We start from the raw sequence: 998 nt of genomic DNA, 5'->3' as shown, positions 1-998 counted from the left end.
ACCACGCACACGGTCACGCGCGACGGGGTACGGCTCTCCTGCCGGGACTGGGGCGGCCCCGGGCGGCCCGGTCACACCGTCGTCCTGCTGCACGGCCTCGCCGGGCACGCCGGCGAGTGGGACACGACCGCGCGCCTCCTGCACTCCGCCGGCCACCGCGTCGTCGCCGTCGACCAGCGCGGCCACGGTGKCCCGTCGGTGTGCGGAGGGAGGGTCACGCGGGTTCTCCGGTGGGGGTGAGCAGGGCGTCGGCGACGGACGTGCGGGCGTAGAGGACGGACCGGCCGCTGCGGTGGGCCGTGACGAGGCCGGCGTTGCGCAGGGCGATGAGGTGCTGGGAGACGCCGGGGGCGGACAGGCCGCACCGCTCGGCGAGCCGGGTCGTCGAGGCGGGGGTGTCGAGTTCGGCGAGGAGCAGGGCGCGGGAGCGGCCGAGGACGGCGGCGACCGCTTCGGTGGCGGTGGTGGGCCGCGGCTCCCAGAGGCCGCCGATACCGCGTGCCGGGTAGGCGAGTTGGGGTGGCTCGGGCGGTACGGAGCGGGTCATCACCCGGGGCCAGGCGAAGACCGAGGGGACGAGCAGCAGCCCCGAGCCGGCTTCGTCGCGGGTCAGGGCGCAGTGCCGGCGGACGAGGTGGAGGGTGCCGTCGTCCCACCGCACGGTCTCGTGGAGTTCGCTCAGGACGCGTGCCGAGCCGTGCTCGGCGACCTGCCGGGCGCGGTGGAAGACGTCGGCTTCGAGGAGCCCTCTGATGCGGGCCCAGTAGGGGGCGAGGGCGAGTTCCCAGTAGCACTCGATCTCGGCGGCGACCTTCTCCAGGGCCGCTTCCGGGGCCTCCGCGAGCAGCCGGAGCCGGGCGGGGCGCGGGGTGGTGCGTTCGGCGCCGAGCATGGCCAGGTCGGTCCGGACGCGGGCGGCCGGCGCCGAGGAGGTGACCGACGCGCTGGTCGCGCTGCACGCCACCGACCCGGCGAGCGTCTTCCTGAGCGTGGGGGCG

The 998-nt window shown here is 76.5% G+C and carries 1 protein-coding gene and 1 pseudogene; one reads left to right on the top strand and one right to left on the bottom strand.

Translation table 11 applies throughout. The features are described 5' to 3' along the window. A pseudogene (locus EAO71_RS01850) lies at positions 1 to 189 on the top strand (alpha/beta hydrolase); the annotation flags it as partial. Positions 190 to 214: 25 nt separating this feature from the next. Here EAO71_RS01850 and EAO71_RS01845 read toward each other — a convergent pair. Then, the coding region (locus EAO71_RS01845) for an ArsR/SmtB family transcription factor (protein WP_147976001.1) at positions 215 to 998 on the bottom strand (784 nt) is incomplete at its 5' end.

Origin of the sequence: Streptomyces sp. MS191 (assembly GCF_008042125.1) — a bacterium.
In the GTDB taxonomy this organism is placed as follows: domain Bacteria; phylum Actinomycetota; class Actinomycetes; order Streptomycetales; family Streptomycetaceae; genus Streptomyces.
The sequence above is the reverse complement of the archived record's forward strand: the minus strand, read 5'-3'. Positions and strand labels throughout refer to the sequence as shown.